Annotated in this window: 21 protein-coding genes and 1 pseudogene; 7 read left to right on the top strand and 15 right to left on the bottom strand. The window is 67.8% G+C overall.

The genetic code is table 11. The features are described from left to right. Nucleotides 1–146: 146 nt before the first annotated feature. The 6 genes from VYI76_RS10240 to miaA all read right to left on the bottom strand — a co-directional run bounded on the left by VYI76_RS10240 (nt 147) and on the right by miaA (nt 6347). Nucleotides 147–773 (bottom strand): YceI family protein, encoded by a 627-nt coding sequence (locus tag VYI76_RS10240; RefSeq protein ID WP_326524647.1) that lies wholly within the window; start codon nt 771–773, stop codon nt 147–149. 101 nt (nt 774–874) lie between these two features. Further along, nucleotides 875–1633: a hypothetical protein gene (locus VYI76_RS10235; RefSeq protein ID WP_326524646.1), complete on the bottom strand. Its 759-nt coding sequence runs from the start codon at nt 1631–1633 to the stop codon at nt 875–877. A 169-nt stretch (nt 1634–1802) separates the two neighbouring features. After that, complete coding sequence (gene ilvC / locus VYI76_RS10230) at nt 1803–2822, bottom strand: ketol-acid reductoisomerase (protein WP_326524645.1); 1020 nt, start codon at nt 2820–2822, stop codon at nt 1803–1805. 157 nt (nt 2823–2979) lie between these two features. Further along, on the bottom strand, nt 2980–3495 hold the full coding sequence (ilvN, locus tag VYI76_RS10225) for an acetolactate synthase small subunit (RefSeq protein WP_326524644.1): 516 nt from the start codon (nt 3493–3495) through the stop codon (nt 2980–2982). A 94-nt stretch (nt 3496–3589) separates the two neighbouring features. Beyond that, the gene (locus VYI76_RS10220) at nt 3590–5338 is read right to left on the bottom strand and encodes an acetolactate synthase 3 large subunit (protein WP_326524643.1); all 1749 of its coding nucleotides are present in this window, start codon (nt 5336–5338) and stop codon (nt 3590–3592) included. Nucleotides 5339–5420: 82 nt separating this feature from the next. Then, a complete protein-coding gene (gene miaA / locus VYI76_RS10215; RefSeq protein WP_326524642.1) occupies nt 5421–6347 on the bottom strand; it encodes a tRNA (adenosine(37)-N6)-dimethylallyltransferase MiaA in 927 nt (308 codons plus the stop codon). 102 nt (nt 6348–6449) lie between these two features. Between miaA and serB the strand changes: the two genes are divergently transcribed. Both serB and VYI76_RS10205 read left to right on the top strand, forming a co-directional pair. Next, nucleotides 6450–7343 (top strand): phosphoserine phosphatase SerB, encoded by an 894-nt coding sequence (serB, locus tag VYI76_RS10210; protein ID WP_326524641.1) that lies wholly within the window; start codon nt 6450–6452, stop codon nt 7341–7343. 157 nt (nt 7344–7500) lie between these two features. After that, nucleotides 7501–7740 (top strand): hypothetical protein, encoded by a 240-nt coding sequence (locus VYI76_RS10205; RefSeq protein ID WP_326524640.1) that lies wholly within the window; start codon nt 7501–7503, stop codon nt 7738–7740. Nucleotides 7741–7855: 115 nt separating this feature from the next. Here VYI76_RS10205 and VYI76_RS10200 read toward each other — a convergent pair whose 3' ends face one another. Beyond that, complete coding sequence (locus tag VYI76_RS10200) at nt 7856–8809, bottom strand: SPOR domain-containing protein (RefSeq protein WP_326524639.1); 954 nt, start codon at nt 8807–8809, stop codon at nt 7856–7858. Nucleotides 8810–8977: 168 nt separating this feature from the next. On the opposite strand from VYI76_RS10200, the gene VYI76_RS10195 reads away from it, so the two are divergent. The 3 genes from VYI76_RS10195 to VYI76_RS10185 are packed head-to-tail and all read left to right on the top strand — an operon-like array spanning nt 8978 to nt 11554. Beyond that, entirely contained in the window at nt 8978–9691 is a 714-nt protein-coding gene (locus VYI76_RS10195) for a ParA family protein (RefSeq protein WP_326524638.1), read from the top strand. 13 nt (nt 9692–9704) lie between these two features. Continuing rightward, entirely contained in the window at nt 9705–10259 is a 555-nt protein-coding gene (locus tag VYI76_RS10190; RefSeq protein WP_326524637.1) for a hypothetical protein, read from the top strand. After that, the gene (locus VYI76_RS10185) at nt 10256–11554 is read left to right on the top strand and encodes an SPOR domain-containing protein (protein ID WP_326524636.1); all 1299 of its coding nucleotides are present in this window, start codon (nt 10256–10258) and stop codon (nt 11552–11554) included. The genes VYI76_RS10190 and VYI76_RS10185 overlap by 4 nt, the downstream gene beginning before the upstream one ends. A 126-nt stretch (nt 11555–11680) precedes the next feature. On the opposite strand, the gene VYI76_RS10180 is transcribed toward VYI76_RS10185, so the two are convergent. Together VYI76_RS10180 and VYI76_RS10175 are read right to left on the bottom strand one after the other, a co-directional pair. Beyond that, nucleotides 11681–12886 (bottom strand): dihydroorotase, encoded by a 1206-nt coding sequence (locus VYI76_RS10180; RefSeq protein ID WP_326525089.1) that lies wholly within the window; start codon nt 12884–12886, stop codon nt 11681–11683. After that, a complete protein-coding gene (locus VYI76_RS10175) occupies nt 12886–13863 on the bottom strand; it encodes an aspartate carbamoyltransferase catalytic subunit (RefSeq protein WP_326524635.1) in 978 nt (325 codons plus the stop codon). Before VYI76_RS10175 ends, VYI76_RS10180 begins: the two co-directional genes overlap by 1 nt. Nucleotides 13864–14106: 243 nt before the next feature. Between VYI76_RS10175 and VYI76_RS10170 the strand changes: the two genes are divergently transcribed. Further along, nucleotides 14107–14430, top strand: a complete 324-nt coding sequence (locus VYI76_RS10170) for a PilZ domain-containing protein (RefSeq protein ID WP_326524634.1) — start codon at nt 14107–14109, stop codon at nt 14428–14430. 3 nt (nt 14431–14433) lie between these two features. Here the strand turns inward: VYI76_RS10170 and ruvX are convergent, their stop codons facing one another. The 3 genes from ruvX to VYI76_RS10155 all read right to left on the bottom strand — a co-directional run bounded on the left by ruvX (nt 14434) and on the right by VYI76_RS10155 (nt 17825). Further along, nucleotides 14434–14904 carry a Holliday junction resolvase RuvX gene (gene ruvX / locus VYI76_RS10165; protein ID WP_326524633.1) on the bottom strand — a complete coding sequence of 157 codons (471 nt, stop codon included), beginning with the start codon at nt 14902–14904 and terminating at the stop codon, nt 14434–14436. A gap of 131 nt (nt 14905–15035) precedes the next feature. Next, nucleotides 15036–17087 (bottom strand): NAD(+) synthase, encoded by a 2052-nt coding sequence (locus VYI76_RS10160; RefSeq protein WP_326524632.1) that lies wholly within the window; start codon nt 17085–17087, stop codon nt 15036–15038. 33 nt (nt 17088–17120) lie between these two features. Then, nucleotides 17121–17825 (bottom strand): murein L,D-transpeptidase catalytic domain family protein, encoded by a 705-nt coding sequence (locus VYI76_RS10155; RefSeq protein WP_326524631.1) that lies wholly within the window; start codon nt 17823–17825, stop codon nt 17121–17123. Between the two features lie 228 nt (nt 17826–18053). Between VYI76_RS10155 and VYI76_RS10150 the strand changes: the two genes are divergently transcribed. Further along, the gene (locus VYI76_RS10150; RefSeq protein WP_326524630.1) at nt 18054–18758 is read left to right on the top strand and encodes a L,D-transpeptidase family protein; all 705 of its coding nucleotides are present in this window, start codon (nt 18054–18056) and stop codon (nt 18756–18758) included. Nucleotide 18759: 1 nt separating this feature from the next. Here the strand turns inward: VYI76_RS10150 and VYI76_RS10145 are convergent, their stop codons facing one another. From VYI76_RS10145 to VYI76_RS10135, 3 genes and pseudogenes are all read right to left on the bottom strand, one after another. Beyond that, entirely contained in the window at nt 18760–19284 is a 525-nt protein-coding gene (locus VYI76_RS10145) for a gamma carbonic anhydrase family protein (protein WP_326524629.1), read from the bottom strand. Between the two features lie 13 nt (nt 19285–19297). Continuing rightward, entirely contained in the window at nt 19298–20299 is a 1002-nt protein-coding gene (locus VYI76_RS10140) for an inorganic phosphate transporter (protein WP_326524628.1), read from the bottom strand. A gap of 13 nt (nt 20300–20312) precedes the next feature. Next, nucleotides 20313–20954, bottom strand: a pseudogene (locus tag VYI76_RS10135) (DUF47 domain-containing protein); the annotation flags it as partial. Nucleotides 20955–21021 lie beyond the last annotated feature (67 nt).

Raw genomic sequence — 21021 nt, 5'->3', positions numbered from 1 at the left:
GGCGCGTAAGTCGAAGCAGGGTAAGGCCGAGCAGGTGCGTCATGCTGGAACAGCGCCTAGCCGGAACGCGCACGAAAAGTCCAGCGTAACGATCGCAACGATCTTGGCCCGGCGCGCGACAGGATCGGTCGCGCGCCGGGTGGCGATCACTTCTCGAACGCGGCGGTGACGTCCAAGTTCACCGCATCGGACACCATCGGGATGGCATAGCCGATCCCGAATTCGCTGCGCTTGATGGTCGCGGTGGCGTGGAAACCGACGGTCTCCTTCTTGTTCATGCCGATGCCGGCACCCGAAAAGGCCGCGTCGAGCACGACCGGCCGGGTCACGCCGTTGAGCGTCAGGTTGCCCGTGATCTTCGCGCGCTGGCCCTGCGTCGTGACGCTGGTCGATACGAACTTCGCATCGGCGGGAGTGGGGCCGAAGAAATCGGGCTTGCCGCCGTCCTTGCCGGCACGCAGCAGGTGACCGGTCAGCCCGGTGCTGGCGGTCGTCACCTTGGAAACCGGGATGGTCACTTCGACCCGTGCCGCATTGGGCTTCTTCGGATCGAGCGTCAGCGTGCCCGCGACGTCGCCGAAGATGCCGAAATAGTCGTTGAAGCCGAGGTGATCGACGCGCCAGCCGATCAGCGAATGGGCGGCATCGGCGGTGTAGGTGCCGCCGGTGACCAGCGCGGGATTGAGCGAGCCCGGCTTCTGCATCGCCTGCTGGGCGACGACGGGGACCGCGACGATGGCGGTGGCGGCGATCAGGACGAGCGGCAGGCGCATGGACGGTCTCCGGAACAATGGGTTGCAGCGCCGGCTTTGCGCGATGCGGCGCCCACGTCAAATACGGTTGCGGAAACGGAATGTTTCCCGTCGTCGCGACGCTATTTCTCGATCCCCTTCACGATATCGAAGCGAATGCGGACCCAGGCGCCGATCTGCGGCCGGCCATCGACACGCGGCGGGATGACCAGGAACTGGAACGCCGCCTGGCGCATGCCGCGGGCGATGCCCGATCCTGGCGTTTCGCCCAGCGACCGGCAGTTCTCGACACGGTAACGCTCCGCCGTCTGGCAGGCGATCACGCCCCAGCCTTCGCGCTGGTTGGGCGGCATATAGGTTATCATCTCCGCGCGGGTCGGTTCTCGATACCAGTCGGCGGCGTGCATGGTGCGGCCGCCGGCGGGTTCGCTGGGGCCATAGGCGGGCCTGCCGCCCCCGCTGTCGGCGACCTCGGCCGGGCGATCACCGTCGGCCGATTTCCTGCGCATGCCTGCAATGTCGGACCGGGCGAAATCGTCGCGGCTGAGCACGATCATGCCGGGCACGGTGGGGACCGGGACTGGCGGAGCCGGTGGGGGCGGGGGGCGTTCCGCGGGCGGCGGTGGGGGGCGGCGTTCGGCGGGTTTCGGCTGGACCGGCTTCGGCGCGGGCGGCGACACCGTCGGCGCGCGTTGCGGTGCGGATACGTCGAAGGTCGTGAGCGGATTGCCGCTGCCCAGATCGACGAAGACGGGCGCGGTGACCCACAGCAGCGCGACGATCAGCCCGGCGATGATCGCGCCCGACAGGCCCGAGGCGGCTATGCGATCGCGAAGGGACGGGCGCGCGTCGTAGGACGAGGAACGATACGACGCGGCCATGACGCCGCGGGCGCTAGACTATTGGGGAGGGGGGGACAATCGGCGTCGTCACCCTATGGCTCGCGTGGCGAAGCGGAAGCCCGCCCGCCCGTCGGACCCGGCAAAGCCGTGCCCGAAGGGCAGGCTTCGCCGGGCCGGCCGGTTGGCCGACAAGTGCGACCCGACTGCGTCAGTTCTTGGCCTTGTCCACGAGCTTGTTCGCGCCGATCCAGGGCATCATCGCGCGCAGTTCGGTGCCGACCTGCTCGATCGGATGCGCTTCGGCGCGCTTGCGGGCGGCCTTCAGCTCGGGCTGGCCGGCGCGGTTGTCGAGAACGAAGTTCTTGACGAAACGCCCCGACTGGATGTCGTCGAGCACGCGCTTCATCTCTGCCTTGGTCTCGTCGGTGATGATCCGCGGGCCGGTGGTGATGTCGCCATATTCGGCGGTGTTGCTGATCGAATAGCGCATGTTGGCGATGCCGCCTTCATACAGCAGGTCGACGATCAGCTTGGTTTCGTGCAGGCATTCGAAATAGGCCATCTCGGGGGCGTAACCGGCCTCGACGAGCGTTTCGAACCCGGCCTGGATCAGGTGGGTGATGCCGCCGCACAGCACGGCCTGCTCGCCGAACAGGTCGGTTTCGCATTCCTCGCGGAAATTGGTTTCGATGATGCCGCTGCGGCCGCCACCGACGCCGGACGCATAGGCGAGCGCGATGTCATGCGCGTTGCCGCTGGCGTCCTGGTGGATCGCGACGAGGCAGGGCACGCCGCCGCCCTTCACATATTCGCTGCGCACGGTGTGGCCGGGGCCCTTGGGCGCGATCATGATGACGTCGATGTCGTCACGCGGCTCGATCAGGCCGAAATGGACGTTAAGGCCGTGCGCGAAGGCGATCGCCGCGCCGGGCTTCAGGTTCGCATGCAGATCGTCGGCATAGATCGCCGCCTGATGCTCGTCGGGGGCCAGGATCATCAGGATGTCGGCCCAGGTGGCCGCGTCCTTGTTCGACAGCACCTTGAACCCGGCCTTTTCGGCCTTCTTGGCGGTGGCCGAGCCGTCGCGCAACGCGATCGCGACGTCCTTCACGCCCGAATCGCGCAGATTCTGGGCGTGGGCATGGCCCTGCGAACCATAGCCGAGGATGGCGATCTTCTTGTCGGTGATGAGGTTCAGATCGGCGTCGCGATCGTAATAGACACGCATTTCGTCATTTCCCTTTTCTGCCTCTCCCGTTGGGAGAGGATACGAAGACTTGGCAGCGTGCTGCCTAGTCGGAGTTGGTGAGGGTGACCGGCGCCTCGCCCTCACCCTTCCGCCGCGTTCCGCGGCTCCCTCCCTCTCCCGGTGGGAGAGGGAATTTCTACGCCGCGTCGCGACCCCTTGCGATGGCGACAATGCCGGTGCGGGCGACCTCGACCAGGCCGACCTCGCCCATTAGTTCGACGAACTTGTCGATCTTCTCGCGTCCGCCGGTCACTTCGAACACGAAGCTTGACGTGGTCGCATCGACCACGCGCGCGCGGTAGACGTCGGCCAGGCGCAGCGCCTCGATGCGGTGATCGCCGCTGCCCGCGACCTTGACCAGCGCCAGTTCGCGCTCGACGTGCGCGCCCTCGGCGGTCAGGTCGGTTACCGTGTGGACCGGCACGAGGCGGTCGAGCTGGGCGACGATCTGTTCCAGCATCGCGGCGCTGGCCGAGGTGACGATGGTGATGCGGCTGACCGCCTTGTCGGCGGTGACCTCGCTCACCGTCAGGCTCTCGATATTATAGCCGCGCGCCGTGAACAGCCCGGCGATCCGCGCGAGGATGCCGGGTTCGTTGTCGACGATGACGGCCAGCGTATGCCGTTCAGTGATTTCCTGGCGTATGTGCACTGTTCTCGTCACCCCGGCGAAAGCCGGGGTCTCCCTGTTGAAAGCGTTTGCGCGAAGCGTGAGATCCCAGCTTTCGCTGGGATGACGCCCTAGATCACACCAAGGCCTTGGCCTCGTCGTCCATCTCGCCCGAGACTTCGGCGGCCTGCAGCAGCATCTCGGTATGCGCCGCGCCGCTGGGGATCATCGGGAAGCAGTTGGCGAGCTTCGCCACACGGCAATCGACCATCACCGGCCCGTCGTGTGCCAGCATCGCGGCGATGCCGTCATCCAGCTCGTCCAGCTTCTCGATGCGGATGCCCTTCCAGCCGTAAGCCTCGGCCAGCTTCACGAAATCGGGCAGCGCGTCCGAATAGCTGGACGAATAGCGCGACTGGTAGGTCAGTTCCTGCCACTGGCGGACCATGCCCATATATTCGTTGTTCAGGATGAAGATCTTGACCGGCAGGCGATATTGCGTCGCGGTGCCGAGTTCCTGGATGTTCATCTGGATCGACGCCTCGCCGGCGATGTCGATGCACAGCGCGTCGGGGTGGCCCAATTGCGCGCCGATCGCGGCGGGGAGACCGTAACCCATCGTGCCGAGCCCGCCCGACGTCAGCCACTTGTTCGGCGCCTCGAACCCGAAATGCTGCGCGGCCCACATCTGGTGCTGGCCGACCTCGGTGGAGATGATGGGCGCGCGGTCCTTGGTCGCCTCGTACAGCGCGCGGATCGCGCGTTGCGGCATGATCTCCGTCCCGTCGCCGTTCGGGAAATCGAGGCAGCGCGTCTGGCGCCAGCCCTCGATCCGGCCCCACCATTCGGTGATGTCGGGCTTCGGGTGGCCGCGCGATTTCCAGGTATCGACCATCGCCGCCAGCGCCCGCGCGGCGTCCGCGACGATCGCCAGGTCGATCCGCACCGTCTTGTTGATGCTCGACCGGTCGATGTCGATGTGGACCTTGCGGCTGTTGGGACTGAACGCGTCCAATCGCCCGGTAACGCGATCGTCGAAGCGCGCGCCCACCGCGACGACCAGATCGGCCTTGTTCATCGCGTAATTGGCTTCGTAGGTGCCGTGCATGCCCAGCATGCCCAGCCACTGAGGCGACGATGCGGGGAAGGCGCCCAGGCCCATCAGCGTCGAGGTGACGGGCGCGCCGGTCAGTTCGGCGATCTCGCGCAGCAGCCGCGTCGCCTCCGGCCCCGCATTGATGACGCCGCCGCCGGTGTAGAACACCGGGCGTTCGGCCGCGGCCAGCATGTCGACCACCTGCTCGATCGCCGCCATGTCGGGATCGACCTGGGGGCGATAGGTGCGGTGCTGGATCGGGCCGGGCGTTTCGTAGCGGGCGCTGGCGACCTGCACGTCCTTGGGGATGTCGATGACGACCGGGCCCGGACGGCCCGACGTGGCGATATGGAATGCCTCGTGCACCGTCGGTCCCAGCTTCGCGGGGTCCTTCACCAGATAATTATGCTTGGTGCAGTGGCGAGTGATGCCGACGGTATCGGCCTCCTGGAACGCGTCGGTGCCGATCAGGGCCGACGGCACCTGGCCGGTGATGACCACCATCGGGATCGAATCCATCAGCGCGTCGGTGATGCCGGTGACGGCGTTGGTCGCGCCCGGGCCGGAGGTGACGAGCACCACGCCGGGCTTGCCGGTCGCGCGGGCATAGCCTTCGGCCGCGTGCGTCGCGGCCTGTTCGTGGCGGACGAGGATGTGGCGAATCCGGTCCTGCTTGAACAGCGCGTCGTAAATGGGAAGGACCGCGCCGCCGGGATAGCCGAAGACGACTTCCACCCCGAGCTCTGTCAGCGCGGTGATGAGGATGTCGGCGCCACTCTGTTCGGTCACGGATTCAGGTCCTCGTTGTTCGCACGCGCAATATCACAGGGTCGGCGCGCGTGCTAGATGCAGGAAAATGATGTGTCAACAGCTATAGACGTAATCTTATTTCAAAATCATTGAGCAAAGGCAATATTTCTGTCGTATCGCTTCGCTGCCATGCGGCAGGCGGCTGGTTGCGGAACCAGGTATATTGCCGCTTGGCATATTGCCGGGTCGCCGCCTGCGCGCGCGCAACGCTTTCTTCGCGTGTCGAAAGTCCGGCGAGCAGGTCGGCGATCTCGGGAACCCCGATCGCGCGACGGACGGGTGCATCGGGGGATACGTCGGGCCGGGCGAGCAGTGCCCGCACCTCGGCGGCCGCGCCACCATCCAGCATCATGGCGAAGCGGGCGTCGCAGCGGGCGAACAGCCAGTCGCGCGGGGGCAGCAGGATGGTGGCGACCGGATCGATCGCCGCGCCGATCCCGCCGACCTTCTCCGCCTGCCACGCGGCGAGCGGTCGGCCTGTCGACAGCACGACCTCCAGCGCGCGGGCGACGCGGGTGGTGTCGCCGGGGTTGAGCCGCGCGGCGGCGGCGGGATCGTGCACTGTCAGGCGCGCATGGTTGTCGGCGACTGGCGCGGCGCGGATTTCCGCGCGGATCGCCGGGTCGATCTCCGGCACCGGCGCGATCCCGTCGAGCAGGGTGCGCAGGTAAAGCCCGGTCCCGCCGACCAGCACCGGCAACCGCCCGGCGGCGTGTGCGTCGGCGATCGCCGCCCCTGCCTCGTCCGCCCAGCGTGCCGCCGAATAGCCGGTGTAGGCACCATCGACATGGCCGAACAGCTGGTGCGGCGCGCGCGCTTCTTCGTCAGGCGACGGGCGGGCGGACAGGATGCGCAGGTCGGCATAGACCTGGCTGGCGTCGGCGTTGATGATGACCCCGTCGTGCGCTTCCGCGAGCGCGAGCGCGAGCGCGGACTTGCCGCTGGCGGTCGGCCCTGCGATGAGCGCGACCTTGGGAAGACCAGACATCACACTTCCCCACCGTTCGCCCTGAGCTTGTCGAAGGGCCGCACTTCTTCCTCTGAAGAAAGGACGGTGCTTCGACAAGCTCAGCACGAACGGGGATAGTACATGGTTTTCGTCGCGACGCTGATAGCATGTGAACTGACCAAGCAGCAGGTTGACGATGCTTGGTACGCCTTGGAGCACGCCGCAGGTGCTCGGCCCGATTGGAACTGGCGTTGGCTTGATGAGGGCTCAGCGGCCGACCTGCCATTCATGACAAACGACGATCCCGACATTTCCCCGATGGCAGCTTTGCAGTCAGTCGGGTTGAGCGCCGACATCATCATCCAGCCGATCGCAGGACGTGAGAAAAGGCTGATCGTCGCCGACATGGATTCGACGATGATCACCGTCGAATGCATCGATGAACTGGCCGACTATGCCGGCATCAAGCCGCAGATCGCCGAGATCACCGAACGCGCGATGCGCGGCGAACTGGATTTCGCGGGCGCGCTCGACGCGCGGGTCGCGCTGCTGGAAGGGCTGGACGAAGGCGCGATCGATCGCTGCCTGGCCGAACGCGTGCGCCTGATGCCCGGTGCGCGGACGTTGGTGCGCACGATGAAGGCGCGTGGGGGCTACAGCGTGCTGGTGTCGGGCGGCTTCACCCGTTTCGCCGATCCAGTGGGCGCCGAGATCGGCTTCGACCGGGTGATCGCGAACCGGCTCAACGTCGCGGGCGGCAGGCTCGACGGGACGGTGGGCAGGCCGATCGTCGATTCCGCGACCAAGCTGGAAGCGCTGGAGGCCGCGATGGCCGAACGCGGGCTGGCGGCGGAACAGACGCTGGCGGTGGGTGACGGCGCCAACGACCTCCAGATGATCCGCGCGGCGGGGCTGGGCGTCGCCTACCACGCCAAGCCGATCGTCGCCTCCGCCGCCGGCGCCCGCATCGATCACGGCGATCTGACCGCGCTGTTGTGGGCGCAGGGGATTGGGCGGAAGGACTGGGTGGAGTAGCGGGTAGGCCAGTTTTCTGTTCGGGCAACTTCTTGCTCTCGAGCAAGGGGTGCGTCAGAGTTCGACGATGGATTTTCCGAGCACAAGGTCGAAGTCAAAGCTGATATTTCACCCTTACGTGCCGCCGACGTCTCCTGATCGGTTCGAAGAGCGTTTCATGCTGACCGTGGGCGTATTGTTCGTGTGTTTAATAGTGGCGTTTGCCTTTTATGTTGCGGTTGAGATGGCTCTTTTCGAAGTCGCCTGGGTCGTCTCGCCAATGATGGTCTTTCCGGCAGCGTTCCTCTGGAGATGGCGCAGCGCAAAAGCGAAGCGAATTAGCGCCGAAGTCGAGGTGGCAGGCCATCGCGCCGCTTTGCGCAAAGCAATCGCCGATCTCGATAACGACGGCCACTGATCTGCCACGCCACGCCACGCCACGCCACGCCACGCCGTGAGACGGGACGGCTATGCTGTCCCGCTGCCGGACGTGGCGAGGCTTCAGATTGCTTCCGCAACCTGAACATGCCACCTCAACGCATCGGCACGCACGGCTTCACGCTGCCACATCCCCGCGCCGCTTCCGCCTGGCTGGCGTAAGGGCCGACGAGCAGGCGGGTGAGGGTGCCCGATTTGACGTAATAGGGCTGGCGGCCGGGGAATTTGGCCGCGACCTGGCTCCACAGCCTTTGCGCGCCGCCCGGTTGGCCGAATGCGCCGAGCTGGACGCGCCAGTCGCCCGAAGCCGCGACGGCGGCAGGGCGCGGGGCCGGCGGGGTCGGGCGCGGTTCAGCCACGGTGGGCGGCGGCGTGGCGGGGCGCGAGGGCGGCAGTTGCGTCGTCGCGATGGGGCGCTGCGGGCGCGGGGCTGGCGGCGTGACGGCGGGCGCGGTCACCTCCGCGAGAACGGGGCGTGCCGCATCGGCCTCGTAGCGGCGGGCGAGCTCGACGCCCTTCTGGCGATCGGCCAGCGAGACATATTTGTCCATCTGCGCCAGCGTGGACGAGGCCTGTTCGAGGCCGGTGCCCGACGCGCGCGTCATCAGCGCATAGGCGCGCACCCAGTCACGCTTCACCACATCGCCGTTGAACAGCATCGTGCCCAACACATATTGCGCGCGCGGTTCGCCCCGGGTGGCGGATTTCTCCAGCCACGGCACCGCCTGGTCGCGCTTGCCCGACTGGAACAGCGCGAGGCCGTAGTTGTCGGCGGCCTGCGGGTGGCCCTGTTCGGCGGCCTTGCGATACCAGTCTTCCGCGATCGCGATATTGACCGGCACGCCGCGGCCCAGCTTGTACGCCTGGCCCAGGTTGAACTGCGCATCGGGATCGCCGGCGACCGCGGGGCCGCGCCATTCGTCGATCGCCTTGGCGTAATCGCCCCGCGCCCAGGCATCGACGCCGGCCTTCACATCCGCCAGCGCGGGCGCCGCGACCACGCCCAGAGCCATCGCCGCCGCCAGCATCACCCTGCCCATATCACGCATCCTGTTACCGTTGTCCGTCATAGTTAATGTGCATTAGCCGTGAATTGGCAAAGACATCGTTACCGGCGTGTCCGATATCGCACCGATCGGCCCGGCGACGGCATTAACCTCTTTTTATTCTCCGCCGTGGCATTTCCCCTCGGGACACAGGTTTCATCAGGGGTGGCAATGCGCGTATTGGCGATGGCGTCGCAGAAGGGCGGATCCGGAAAGACCACGCTTTCCGGGCATCTGGCCGTGCAGGCGCAGCTTTCGGGCGCGGGTCCGGTCGTGTTGATCGATATCGATCCGCAGGGATCGCTGGCCGACTGGTGGAACGAGCGCCAGACCGAATTTCCCGCCTTTGCCCAGACCACGGTCGCACGGCTCGCCGCCGATCTGGAGGTGCTGCGCCAGCAGGGCTTCAAGCTGGCGGTGATCGATACACCGCCCGCCATCACCATGGCGATCCAGAGCGTCATCCAGGTCGCCGAACTGATCGTCATCCCGACCCGCCCCAGCCCGCATGATCTGCGCGCCGTGGGCGCGACCGTCGATCTGTGCGAGCGCGCGGGCAAGCCGCTGATCTTCGTCGTCAACGCCGCCACGCCCAAGGCGCGGATCACCAGCGAGGCAGCCGTCGCGCTGTCGCAGCATGGCACGGTCGCGCCGATCACTATCCACCACCGTACCGATTTCGCCGGATCGATGATCGACGGCCGCACCGTCATGGAACTCGATCCGCGCAGCAAGTCGGCGGCCGAGGTCACGGCGCTGTGGACCTATATCTCCGACCGGCTGGAAAAGAACTTCCGCCGCACCGTGTTCAGCGCGCCGACGCAAGCCAACGGCTTCGCCAACACCCGCGCCGCCGCCGGCTTCGGCCGCCGCGTGGTGAGCTGAGGGGAGGGTGGCAATGTTCGGAACCTCAAAGCCGCAGGCCTCGCTCTCTTCCGGGCTGCTCGCCCGCAAGGGGCAGGCGCGGCCGGCGATGCGCCCGCAGGGCTTTCACGGCCACGCGATGAACCTCGACGATCTCGGCTGGAACGACATGGGCGAAGGCGCGCATGAGCCGGCTCCGGTCGTCGCGATCCAGCCGGCCGCCGCACCCGTCGCGCCGCCGGTCGCCACGGTGCCGCCGGTGCTGGTCGAGCGCGAGACGCTGCGCGAGGAAATCGAAACCGCGCCGGCGCAGGAAGCCGTGGCCGTCGTCGTGCCCGCCGCCCAGGTCGCCCGCATCGGGCGGGAAGTGCGCGCGGGCAAGGCCAAGGCCGCCTTCACGCTGCGGCTCGACGCCGAACGTCATCTGCAACTGCGCCTGGCCTCCGCCAGCCGCAACCGTAGCGCGCAGGCGCTGGTGGTCGAGGCGCTCGACGCGTTCATCGCCACATTGCCCGAAATCCGGGGACTTGTTTCGCAACTGTCCGACGACACCGCGTCGAACGGCAGGGCTTCAGGGGGGAAGTCATGAAGACACGCACGATCATCGCCGCGGCGCTGCTGGGCAGCGTGAGCCTGGCCGGCGGCATCGCCGCCACCGCATCCAGCGATACCGGCGCCGAGCGCCGGGCCGCGTCGCAGGCGCAGGCCGCGCAGAAGGCGCTCGACCGGCATCGCGCCGGCAAGGCCGTCGAGGCGGCGGAAGCCGCCGTCGCGCTCGATCCGCGCAACGCGGGGTATCGCACCTTGCTCGGCCAGGCATATCTGGCGTCGGGCCGGTTCAACTCGGCCGTCGCCGCGCTGACCGACGCGCTGTCGCTCGATCCGGACAGCGGTGGCGCTGCGCTGCATCTGGCGCTGGCGCAGATCGCGACCGGCGACTGGGGCGCCGCGCGCACGACGCTGAACGCGCATGACGCTGCCATTCCGGTAAGCGACCGCGGCCTCGCACTGGCGCTGGCCGGCGATCCGGTGACTGCCGTCGCGCTGCTGACCGATGCCGCCCGCACTCCGGGCGCCGACGCCAAGACCCGCCAGAACCTGGCGCTGAGCCTCGCGCTCGCGGGACGCTGGCAGGAAGCCAAGGCGATCGCGTCGTTCGACATGTCGCCGGCCGACGTCGATGCGCGGATCATGCAGTGGGCGACCTTCTCGCAGCCCAAGGGCGCGGCCGATCAGGTCGCGGCGCTGCTGGGTGTTGTGCCGGTCGCGGATCCCGGCCAGCCGGTGCGGCTGGCGCTGAACACGACCACGCCGACCTATCTCGCAGCCGCGCCGGTCGCGGCTCCCGTCGTCGCTCCGGCCGCCGAACCGATCGTCGATCCCGCGGTGGCGGCCGGTACGGTCGATGTCGCCAATATCGGCCCGAGCGTGGTCTTCGCGCCGCGCCGCGAGATCGTGCAGGCGATTCCGTCGCCGATCGCCGCGCCGCGCGTCGTTCCCGGTCGTGTCCAGCGCGTCCTGCCGCTCGCGGCGGTCGCCGTCGCTGACAAACCGGCGAGCGTCGGCGCGTTTGTGCCCCGTCCGCTCGCCAAGGGCAATTTCCATGTCCAGCTCGGCGCCTATGAAAGTGCGGGCGTGGCGAAGGATGCGTGGGGTCGCATCTCGCGCCGGATCGGCGCGGTCGGTGCCTACAAGCCCTATGGCATGCGGATCAACGCGGGTGGCCAGGATTTCTATCGCCTGTCGGTCGGCGGCTTCGCGCGCGGCGATGCCGATGCGCTGTGTCGCCGGGTGCGCGCCAGCGGCAATGCCTGCTTCGTGCGCGTCGGTGCCGGCGATCAGGTCGCAGCGTGGGCGGCCGGGGTGCAACTCGCCTCGCGGTAAGGCATATCCAGCGGGGTGCTCCGGCGAAGGCCGGAGCGCAGGATATCGTCAGGCTTTCAGTTGCCAGGGCTCCGGCATTCGCCGGAAAACGGTGCGTCGGACCGGGCGGATCAGGACCCTGAAAAGTCAGGCGCCGGGGATTTCCTTGCCGCCTTTCCAGACCCGCAAAACCTTCCCCTGAACCGGCAGGCCGTCGAACGGGGTGTTGCCGTCGCGGGTCGCATCGACCTGCCACGGGGCACCGGGATCGAGCAGCACCAGATCGGCGGGCATGCCCGGCGTGAGGGCCCCGACGTCGAGCCCGAGGATGCTCGCCGGATTCGCGGCGAGCAGGGCGAACAGCCGATCGTGGCCGATACCCTCGTTCTCCGCGAGGCCCAGCGCCAGCGCGAGCAGCGTCCGCGCGCCCGCCGCGCCGGGGGCCGAATCCGCGAACGGCAGGCGCTTTTCCTCCGGCCCGCGCGGATCATGGCCCGATCCCAGCACGTCGATCGTCCCGTCGGCCAGAGCGGCGACGCAGGCCCGCCGATCGTCCTCGCTGCGCAGTGGCGGCGAAAGGTGCGCGAAGGTGCGGAAATCGTTCATCGCGATATCCGACAGCATCAGGTGCGCCGGCGTGATGCCGCAGGTGACGGCGACACCCCGGCGCTTGGCCGCGCGGATCAGGTCCAGCCCGGCCGCCGTCGTCACCTGGCGGATGTGGAGCCGGGCGCCGGTATCCTCCGCCAGCATCAGGTCGCGCGCGATCGCCAGCGCTTCGACCACCGGCGGCGCGGATGGCAGGCCGAGCAGAGTCGCGGTCAATCCGTCGGTCGCCACCGCGTCGCCGGCCAGCGCGGCGTCCTCGGCATGGCTGACCAACGTGAGGTCGCAATCCCTGGCATAGGCCAGCGCCTTGCGCATCAGCCCGGCGTCGCCGATCCAGCGCCGCCCGGTCGCGACACCGCGCGCACCGGCCGAGGCGTTGATCGCCATCTCCGCAAGGTCGCGGCCTTCCAGTCCCTGCGTCGCGGCGGCGAGCGGGTGGACCCACAGTTCGGGCTTGCCCATGGTCGCGGCGCGGCGGACGATACCGGGATCGTCGAGCACCGGCGACTGATCGGGCATCAGCGCGACGCGGACGATGCCGCCCGCGCGGCACGCCGCCTTGTCGACCGCGAAGGCGGCGAGATCGACGATGCCGGGGGCGAGCGTCCTGCCGCGGCAGTCGATCACCTGCGCGTCGCCGTCGATCCGCGCGACGATGGTCTCGCCGTCGACCAGCAACTCCCCGTCGCGGATGCCGCCCGCCGGGCAGACGATCCGCGCGTTGATGAAGCGCAGCGCGGTCATCATGCCCAACCCTCGACGCCACGATCCGCGCGGGTCAGCACGTCGAGGCACGCCATCCGCACCGCCACGCCCATCTCGACCTGTTCGGTGATCGCCGAGCGTTCGGGGTGGTCGGCGATCTCGGACGTGATCTCCACGCCGCGGTTCATCGGCCCCGGATGCATGACCAACGCATCGTCCTTGGCGCGCCGCAGCCGATCGGCGGTGAGCCCGTAGCGGGCGTGATATTCGCGCGTCGACGGGATGAACCCGCCAGACATCCGCTCGCTCTGCACCCGCAGCATCATCACCACGTCGGCGCTGTCGAGCGCGGCATCGAAATCGGTGAACGGCGTGACGCCGAACTGCTCGATCGCCGGCGGCATAAGCGTGGAGGGGGCGCAGACCCGCACCTCGGCCGCCAGCGCGGTCAGCGCCAGGATGTTCGAGCGCGCGACCCGGCTGTGCAGCAGATCGCCGCAGATCACCACGCGCTGCCCCTCCACCCGGCCGCGCCGGCGGCGGATGGTCAGCGCGTCGAGCAGCGCCTGTGTCGGGTGTTCGTGGCGGCCGTCGCCGGCGTTGAGCACCGGGCAGTCGACCTGGTCGGCGATCAGCCGCACGGCTCCGCTCGACATGTGCCGGATGACGATCACGTCCGCGCGCATCGCGTTGAGCGTGACGGCGGTGTCGATCAGCGTCTCGCCCTTCTTCACGCTCGATTGGGCGGCGTGCATGTTGACGACGTCGGCGCCCAGCCGCTTGCCGGCGATCTCGAAGCTCAGCAGCGTCCGCGTCGAGTTTTCGAAGAAGGCGTTGATCTGCGTCAGACCGGCGAGCCGCCTGTCGGGCGTGGCGCGGGTGCGGTTGGGATCGATCCAGCGTTCCGCTTCGTCGAGCAGGAACAGGATTTCGTGCGGTTGCAGCCCGGCGATGCCGGTCAGGTGGCGGTGCGGAAACGCCGCGCGCCCTTGCGGATAGACATGGGGCGAGGGCACGGGCGAGGGCATCGAGGCTGCTGCCTAACGAGGGCGGACCGCAGGGGCAAGCGGCTCGCGAATCGGGGCCGGTGCTGTGTCCCAAAAGCGGGAAAGGCGGGCAAAGTTACGGAACGGAACGGGATTCTGGCTCCCGTCGCCGTCGAATCGCGACGATTCGTCGCAGCACGGGTTGCCGCCTGTGAGAGCTTAATTGAATTTTGACAGGCTTACGCACAGATTGCTGCGTGCAAAGGGGCGGGGATGGCTTCTCGAGCGACGGCATATCGGCCGATTGTGTCGGCCGAACAGGTCAACGCACAGCGTTTCGGGGCGACGGCTGCCGCAGCATCCGTGCGCGGCCTGGCCGACGACGGCGTCGATGCCGCGATCACCGAAATCTCGATCTACGGCTGCCGGCTGGCCTGTACCGCCGAAGCGACCGCCGACCAGCCGGTGTCGATCCGGCTGGGTGGCAGCCTGCCCATCGCGGCGCGGGTGATCTGGGTGAAGGACGGGATGATCGGGTGCCGGTTCGACCAGCCGATCGGCCGTCCGCTGCTGCGCAGCCTGACCATCGGCAAGTGACGCCTATCCGCCGCTGACGTTCACCAGTGCATCGATCGCCGCCTGGAGGATATGCGCGGCGGCGAGCGAATCAACGCGTTCGGCGCGCTTGGCGCGGCTCAGATCCTGTTCGATCATCACCCGCTCCACCGCGACTGTCGACCAGCGTTCGTCCCACAGCAGGATCGGCAGTCCCCAATCCGCCAGGTTGCGCGCGAAGGCGCGGGTCGATTGCGTGCGCGGGCTGTCGCTGCCGTCGAGGTTGAGCGGCAGGCCGATCACCACGCCTTTTACCGACTGGGGGACGAGCATCGCGGCGAGCGCGGCCTTGTCGGCGGTGAATTTCGTGCGGCGGATCAGCGAGGCGGGGCTGGCGAAGCTCCACCCGGCATCGCACAGCGCGGTGCCCACCGTCTTCGTCCCGACGTCCAGCCCGAGCAGGCGGCCGCAGCCGGGCAGGGCGGCGCGAAATTCGGACGGTGCGGCGGTGATCATGATCGCCCCCTACACCGTGCGGAGTGAGATTGTCGAAGGGCGGCAGCTTACTGGAATAAGGCGATTCGGCTCCAAGAAAAGGCAGGGCGTCGACAAGCTAAGGGCGAACGGTGGTTGTTTAGGCGGGGCCTTCAGAGCGGCGGCAGCTTCGCGCGCAGTTCGTCGAGCCACACCCGTGCCGTCCCGTCCGATGGCGCGCGCCAGTCGCCGCGCGGGCTCACCGCGCCGCCGGGCGATACCTTTGGCCCGTTGGGCAGCGCCGACCGTTTGAATTGGCTGGTGCGGAAGAAGCGATCGAGGAACGCCTCCAGCCACTTTGCGATGGTGGCAAGGTCATACTGGTTGCGGCTATCCTCGGGGAAGCCCATCGGCCAGCGGCCCGCCTGCGCGTCCTTCCACGCATGCCATGCCAGAAAGGCGATCTTCGACGGCGGCAGGCCGTGGCGCAGCACGTAATGCGCGAAGAAATCGTGGAGTTCGTAGGGACCGATACGGTCCTGCGTACTCTGCATCGCGCCCGATGCGTCGGCAGGGACCAACTCGGGCGAGATTTCTGTCGCTAGGATCGCTTCCAGCACCTGGTCGGTCGCGGCGTCGAACTGGCCGGACCGGACGCACCAGCGGATGAGGTACTGGATCAGCGTCTTGGGCACGCCGGCGTTGACGCCGTAATGGCTCATATGGTCGCCGACGCCGTAGGTGCACCAGCCGAGCGCGAGTTCGGACAAGTCGCCGGTGCCCAGCACGATCCCCTGCCGCTGATTGGCGAGGCGGAACAGGAAATCGGTGCGCAGCCCGGCCTGGACGTTCTCGAACGTCACGTCATAGACTGGCTCGCCCGCCGCATAGGGATGGCCGATCGCCTCCAGCATGGTGCGCGCGGCGGGGCGTATGTCGATCTCCTCGCCCGTCACGTCCAGCGCGTGCATCAGGCCCCAGGCCTGCGCCTTGGTCGCCTCGCCGGTGGCGAAGCCGGGCAGGGTGAAGCCCAGGATATCGCTGCGCGGCCGTCCCATCCGGTCGAACGCTTTGGCGGCGACGATCAGCGCATGGGTCGAATCGAGTCCGCCCGACACGCCGATGACGAGATGCTTCGATCCGGTCGCGGTCAGGCGCTTGCGCAGTCCTTCGACCTGGATGTTGAACGCCTCGTAACAATCCTCGTCGAGCTTCGACGGGGTGTTGGGCACGAACGGGAAGCGGCGCAGCGGGCGTTGCAGGCCCCGGTCGGCGAAATCCGGCCTGTGATCGAACGCGATGCGGCGAAAGTGCTTTTCCGGATGGTTGCGCGCCGCGGCGGCGTCGTTGAAGGTGCCGGTACGCATCCGCTCCAGCCGCAGCCGCTGGACATCGACATCGGCGACGACGATCTCGGTCGCGAGATCGAAGCGTTCGCTTTCCGCCAGCATCTCGCCGAGTTCGAGGATCATCCCCTGGCCGTCCCAGGCCAGATCGGTGGTGCTCTCGCCCGGCCCCGATGCCGAATAGACATAGGCCGACGCGGTGCGCACCGATTGCGACGCGCACAGCAGCACCCGCTCGCGCGCCTTGCCGATGACGATGTTGGAGGCGGAGAGATTGGCGAGGATCAGCGCGCCGGCCAGCGCACCGTCGATGGAGGGCGGCGCGGGAGCCCAGAAATCCTCGCAGATCTCGGCATGGAAGACGAAATCGGGCAGGTCGGATGCGGCGAAGACCAGGTCCGGGCCGAACGGTGCGATCTGTCCGGCGACGGCGATCTCGCCCGACGTGCCGATGCCCGACGCGAACCAGCGCTTCTCGTAATATTCGCGGTAATTGGGCAGGAAGCTCTTGGGCACCACGCCCAGGATGCGGCCACTCGCGATCGCCACCGCGCAATTGTACAGCCTGCCGTTGCGCCTCAGGCCCGCGCCGACCAGCAGAACCGGTGTCAGGCTCTCGCTCGCCGCGGCGACCTCCGCCAGCGCCGCCTCGACCGCCGCCGCATGCGCGTCCTGCAGGTGCAGGTCGTCGATCGCGTAGGACGACAGGGTGAGTTCGGGGAACACCAGCAGGTCGCAACCGGCTTCATGTCCGGTCTGTGCGAGCGCGATCGTCGCGGCGGCGTTGGTGGCGGGATCGCCCACCGTGCCGATGGGGGTGCAGGCGCCGACGCGGACGAGGCCCTGCGCCTGATGCGAAAAGAAGCGGTGGCTGGTCACGCCCGGCGTTCTACCGGCGTTCGCCGGTCGCCGCTACACCTTCGCCGCGTAGATCATGCGCCCTTCGCCCAGCACGTCGAACACCGCTTGGAGGTTGCTTTCGCCCACCGCGAAACAGCCCTGGCTGCGGCCGAGTTTGCCGAGCCGCTGAAGCGTTTGCTGGTTCGAATACCAGGCGCCGTGCACCACGATCGCGCGATCGAGCGCGTTGTTGTTGGTCGGATCGAGGCCGATCAACCGCTGCGACCGGCCGTGCTTGCCGACATAATAATTGCTGGTCAGATACGCGCCCTCGCTGGTCGCGTTCGAATCGGGGATGTTCGAGAATCGCTGGAGCCACCCGGTATGACGCGGGTCCGATCCACTGCCGTGGGCGACGAGCATCGAGGTGCTGCTGCCGTCGATCAGGTCGATCAGGTGGAACCGCGGTTCGGACGAGGCGGCGGCGAAATCGGCGATGGCGATGCGATCATGATGCTCGACCGCACGGCCATGTGCGTCGAGCGCGGCGAGCGCACGGCGAAACAGGTGCGGGCGCACGCCAAGCGGCGCGGTGCGCACGGCGACGACGGGTTCGGGCTGGGGGATCGGAGTCGCGACCGGCGGCGGCGGCGAGTCGATGCCGGAAACCTCGGCGGCCTTGCGCGCGCAGCCGGGAATCACCGCGACCGATCCTGCGATCAGCGCCGTCTTCAACAGTCCGCGGCGCGACGCCGTGGCGCCGAACAGATAGTCCATCCAATCGTCCGAAATCGCCTTCCCGGATCGGACGTGTAGCAGAACAAGGGTGAAAAATCAGCCGTTTGGCATCGACGGTTCGTCGTGGTCTCGGCTCGATCTGTCGCTCCGGCACGCGCCGTATGAACCGTTTCGGGACACGGTTTGCTATCGTTTATCAGCCATTTACGATAAGCGCGTCGGCGGTATCGGGGATCGGAGGCGGGTTTGGCGAAGGGCGGTTTGAACGTGTTGCTGGTGCTGGCATGCGCGATGGTCGCTACGAGCCCGGCGGCCGCGCAGCGCCTGACGAATATCGCGCTCGAAGACGCGGTGGATGCCGTGCGGCCCGGCCAATATGCCTGGCGCGACGACGATCCGACGCGCGGCGAGGTGTCGCTGGTCATCGACCGCGCGACCCAGATCGCGATGGCCTATCGCGCCGACCGGTTGATCGGCGTCGCCAGCGTCTCGACCGGCAAGCGCGGCAAGGCGACCCCGCTCGGCGACTTCACCATCCTTCAGAAGCGGGTGTTTCACCGCTCGAACCTCTATTCGAACGCGCCGATGCCGTACATGCAGCGGCTGACCTGGGACGGGATCGCGCTGCACGCCGGCGTCAATCCGGGCTATCCGGCCTCGCACGGCTGCATCCGCCTGCCGCACCAGTTCGCGGTGCTGCTCTATGGCGTGACGCGCATGGGGGCCGCGGTGTCGGTGGTGGAGAACGGCCGCGCGGTGCCGCTCAGGCGTCAGGATTTCCCCGTCATCATCGCCGATGTTGGCGGGTTCGACGGTGGAGAATTCGCCGAGGTGACGTGGACGCCGGGTATCCCGATGATCGCCCCGCCTGCCGCGCTGCGCCCCTCGACCGGACTGAGCGTGCTCGGCGACGAATGGCTGGTGCCCGACGTGAAGATCGCTCCGCCGCCGTGGTGGCGCTGGCGGGGATAGGTCAGCCGACTCGCTTCAGCCCGGCCGCATAGTCCTTCGCCCGCTGCGCATAATGCGCCGCGGAGGCGCGCAGCATCGCCCTGGCCGCATCATCGAGCGTGCGAATGGCACGCGCGGGACTGCCGACGATCAGGCTGCCGGGCGGGAACGTCTTGCCTTCGGTCACCAGCGCGCCCGCGCCGACGATGCTGTCCGCCCCGATCACCGCGCGGTTGAGCACCGTCGCGCCCATGCCGATCAGGCTGCGGTCGCCGACTGTGCAGCCGTGCAGGATGGCGTGATGGCCGACCGTCACCTCCGCGCCGATCGTCAGCGGCGCGCCGGGGTCGCTGTGCAGTGCCGCGCCTTCCTGCACGTTGCTGCGCGTGCCGATGTGAATCGTCGTGTTGTCGCCGCGGATCACGGCGCCGAACCACACGCTGGCTTCGTCACCGAGCACGACGTCGCCGATCAGGTCGGCGCTCGGTGCAACCCATGCGTCCCTGCCAAGGGCAGGGGCCTTTCCGTCGAATTCGTAAAGCGGCATCGGCGCACCCCTGTCAGGCGATGAAGAAACCGGCGACCCAGTAGCTGAGCGCCGCGATCGCCGCCGCCGCCGGCAGCGTCACGAACCAGGCGAACACGATATTGCTGGCCACCGCCCAGCGCACCGCCGTCAGACGCCGTGCCGCGCCGACGCCGACGATGGCGCCGGTGATCGTGTGGGTGGTCGATACCGGCACGCCCAGGTGGGTGGCCGCGAACAGCGTGATCGCGCCGCCGGTTTCCGCCGCGAAGCCTTGCGCCGGGGTCAGCCGCGTGATCTTTGATCCCATCGTGTGGACGATCCGCCACCCGCCGGACATCGTGCCCAGCGCGATCGCGATGTAGCAGCTTATGACCACCCAGAAGGGCACCGCGAACTGATCGCCGAGCATGCCCTGCGAATAGAGCAAAGCGGTGATGATCCCCATCGTCTTTTGCGCGTCGTTGCCGCCGTGGCCGAGCGAATAGAGCGCGGCGGAGACGAGCTGGAGCTTGCGATACCGCTTGTCGACCATCAAGGGCGACAACCTGAGACTCGTCCAGGCGACGAACAGCACCAGCATCAGCGCCAGGATCAGGCCGACCGTCGGCGACACGAAGATCGCCGCCACAGTCTTGAGCACGCCCGACCAGACGATCGGATCTAGCCCCGCCTTGGTGACGCCCGCACCCAGCAGACCGCCGATCAGCGCGTGGCTGGACGACGACGGTATGCCCTTGATCCAGGTAACGACGTTCCAAGCGATCGCGCCGCACAACGCGCCCAGGATCACCCGAGGATCGATCACGTCGGCGTGGATGATGCCCGACCCCACCGTCTTGGCGACCGCGGTGCCGAACACGAAGAATGCGCTGAAATTGAAGAACGCGGCCCACACCACCGCGACGACAGGCGACAGCACGCGCGTTGCGACGACGGTGGCGATCGAGTTCGCCGCGTCGTGCAGGCCGTTGAGGAAGTCGAACAGCAGTGCGACGCCGATCAGGAAGACCAGCAGTTCGAAGGAGATGGTCATCGTGCGGAGCCCTTCAGGCGTGGTCGATGACGAGGCCCTGGATCTCGTTCGCGACATCCTCGAACCGGTCGCAGACGCGCTCCAGATGGCTGTAGATCTCGCGCCCGACGATGAACGCCATCGCATCGCCCTGCGTCTGCGCGAACAGCGCGCGGAGCCCCGCGTCGTGCATGTCGTCGGCCTTGCCCTCGATCCGCACCAGCCGCTCGGTCAGCGTGTGAAGCCGCTGGGCGTTGGGGGCTAGCTTGCGCAGCAGGGGCAGCGCTTCCTGCGTCACCTGCGCGGCCTCCAGGATCGCCTCGCTCATCGCCAGCATCTGCGGATCGAATTCGGTGACGCCGTAGAGCGAGATCGAGTTCGCCGTCTGGTTCATCTGGTCGATCGCGTCGTCCATCACGCCGATCAGGTCGGTGATCGCGCTGCGATCGAACGGCGTCACGAAAACGCGGCGGACGTCCTGCAGCACCTCGCGGGTGATGTCGTCGGCTTCATGCTCGCGCCGCACGATCTCCGCGATCTGATCGCTGATCGCGCCTTCGCCGTGGAACAGGCGCGACATCGCTTCCGCACCCGCAACGAGGGTGACGGCATGCGCCTCGAATTGATCGAAGAAGAGGCCCTGGCTGGGCATCAGCTTCTGGAACCAGCCCAGCATGGGCGCTTCTCCTGTCGGGTGAGTCGGCGCGGCGGTTACAACGGTTGCAGTTTCGTGACAATCGTGG

The organism is Sphingomonas sp. (genome assembly GCF_035910975.1).
Taxonomy (GTDB): Bacteria; Pseudomonadota; Alphaproteobacteria; order Sphingomonadales; family Sphingomonadaceae; genus Sphingomonas.
The sequence above is the reverse complement of the archived record's forward strand: the minus strand, read 5'-3'. Positions and strand labels throughout refer to the sequence as shown.

Coding starts and splice junctions, on each gene's coding strand:
- VYI76_RS10240 (WP_326524647.1), bottom strand. CDS start 773: ATGCGCCTGCCGCTCGTCCTGATCGCCGCCACCGCCATCGTCGCGGTC.
- VYI76_RS10235 (WP_326524646.1), bottom strand. CDS start 1,633: ATGGCCGCGTCGTATCGTTCCTCGTCCTACGACGCGCGCCCGTCCCTT.
- ilvC (WP_326524645.1), bottom strand. CDS start 2,822: ATGCGTGTCTATTACGATCGCGACGCCGATCTGAACCTCATCACCGAC.
- miaA (WP_326524642.1), bottom strand. CDS start 6,347: ATGTCTGGTCTTCCCAAGGTCGCGCTCATCGCAGGGCCGACCGCCAGC.
- serB (WP_326524641.1), top strand. CDS start 6,450: ATGGTTTTCGTCGCGACGCTGATAGCATGTGAACTGACCAAGCAGCAG.
- VYI76_RS10205 (WP_326524640.1), top strand. CDS start 7,501: ATGCTGACCGTGGGCGTATTGTTCGTGTGTTTAATAGTGGCGTTTGCC.
- VYI76_RS10200 (WP_326524639.1), bottom strand. CDS start 8,809: ATGCGTGATATGGGCAGGGTGATGCTGGCGGCGGCGATGGCTCTGGGC.
- VYI76_RS10195 (WP_326524638.1), top strand. CDS start 8,978: ATGCGCGTATTGGCGATGGCGTCGCAGAAGGGCGGATCCGGAAAGACC.
- VYI76_RS10190 (WP_326524637.1), top strand. CDS start 9,705: ATGTTCGGAACCTCAAAGCCGCAGGCCTCGCTCTCTTCCGGGCTGCTC.
- VYI76_RS10185 (WP_326524636.1), top strand. CDS start 10,256: ATGAAGACACGCACGATCATCGCCGCGGCGCTGCTGGGCAGCGTGAGC.
- VYI76_RS10180 (WP_326525089.1), bottom strand. CDS start 12,886: ATGACCGCGCTGCGCTTCATCAACGCGCGGATCGTCTGCCCGGCGGGC.
- VYI76_RS10170 (WP_326524634.1), top strand. CDS start 14,107: ATGGCTTCTCGAGCGACGGCATATCGGCCGATTGTGTCGGCCGAACAG.
- ruvX (WP_326524633.1), bottom strand. CDS start 14,904: ATGATCACCGCCGCACCGTCCGAATTTCGCGCCGCCCTGCCCGGCTGC.
- VYI76_RS10155 (WP_326524631.1), bottom strand. CDS start 17,825: ATGGACTATCTGTTCGGCGCCACGGCGTCGCGCCGCGGACTGTTGAAG.
- VYI76_RS10145 (WP_326524629.1), bottom strand. CDS start 19,284: ATGCCGCTTTACGAATTCGACGGAAAGGCCCCTGCCCTTGGCAGGGAC.
- VYI76_RS10140 (WP_326524628.1), bottom strand. CDS start 20,299: ATGACCATCTCCTTCGAACTGCTGGTCTTCCTGATCGGCGTCGCACTG.